This is a genomic window from Agriterribacter sp. (genome assembly GCF_035444585.1).
Taxonomy (GTDB): domain Bacteria; phylum Bacteroidota; class Bacteroidia; order Chitinophagales; family Chitinophagaceae; genus Agriterribacter.
The window spans coordinates 11,442-12,348 of sequence record NZ_DAOMOZ010000152.1 but is presented as its reverse complement, the minus strand read 5'-3'; the positions used below and the strand labels follow the sequence as shown (position 1 = coordinate 12,348).

General features: G+C 49.6%; 3 protein-coding genes. All 3 read left to right on the top strand.

The genetic code is table 11. The features are described from left to right. Nucleotides 1-512 (top strand): glycoside hydrolase domain-containing protein (locus PLH26_RS15260; protein WP_324586895.1); only part of this gene is annotated, 512 nt, incomplete at its 5' end. Continuing rightward, the gene (locus tag PLH26_RS15255) at nucleotides 512-667 is read left to right on the top strand and encodes a hypothetical protein (RefSeq protein ID WP_324586894.1); all 156 of its coding nucleotides are present in this window, start codon (nucleotides 512-514) and stop codon (nucleotides 665-667) included. The genes PLH26_RS15260 and PLH26_RS15255, both read left to right, overlap by 1 nt. A 45-nt stretch (nucleotides 668-712) precedes the next feature. Beyond that, the coding region (locus PLH26_RS15250) for a hypothetical protein (protein ID WP_324586893.1) at nucleotides 713-907 on the top strand (195 nt) is incomplete at its 3' end.

Below are 907 nucleotides of genomic sequence, written 5' to 3'. Positions count from 1 at the left end.
TCAACCAGCCGGGATGCTCGAACGCACATGTATTCAGCTACGGCGGTAAGCCCTGGCTTACACAATACTGGGTACGCAGGGTAAAAGAACAGGCTTACGGAGGCATAACGCCCGATCTCGGTTACGGCGGGCACGATGAAGACCAGGGTCAAATGGGAGCAGTAAGCGCTTTGATGGCGATCGGCCTGTTCGACATCATGGGCAACGAGGCGCAGCACCCGGTATATGAGATCACTTCCCCGGTTTTTGACGAAATAACCATTTCATTAGATAAGAGCTATTACAAAGGTGAAAAGTTCGTGATCAAAACCTATAACAACAGTGCCGCAAACTGTTATATACAGTCGGCGCAATTGAACAGCCGGCCGCTGGATAATTTCTGGTTCAGTCATGATACCTTTACCAAAGGCGGCATTCTTGAATTGTGGATGGGCGATAAGCCCAACAAACAATGGGGAACGGCAGCGCTGCCTCCTGCATGTATACCTCAAAAGCAAATCAATAAAAAGTAATGAACAATTTGATTACAGGAGTTGATATTGGCGGCACACATATTACTGCCTGCATGGTTGATACCTGCGCCGGACAAACCATTGAAGGTACCTGCGTGCGGGGAGCAATAGATCCTTTGCAAAGTATGGAGCATGTCATCCGTTCCTGGGGGTAAACCATAGGCGCCTGCGCCAAAAAGCATGGAAGCACTATTGACCGCGTGGGTATTGCCATGCCCGGCCCGTTCGATTACGAAAAGGGTATCAGCTATATTACCGGCCTGCACAAATACGAATACCTGTATGGACTGAATGTAAAGGAATTGCTTGCCGCTGAACTCAACATACCGCTCGGCAATATCCGTATGATGAATGACGCCGCTGCTTACCTGGCCGGCGAATTAAAAGCCGGCGCC

What these genes read in the sequence shown, in the direction of transcription:
- PLH26_RS15255 (WP_324586894.1), top strand. Translation starts at nt 512, where the DNA reads ATGAACAATTTGATTACAGGAGTTGATATTGGCGGCACACATATTACT.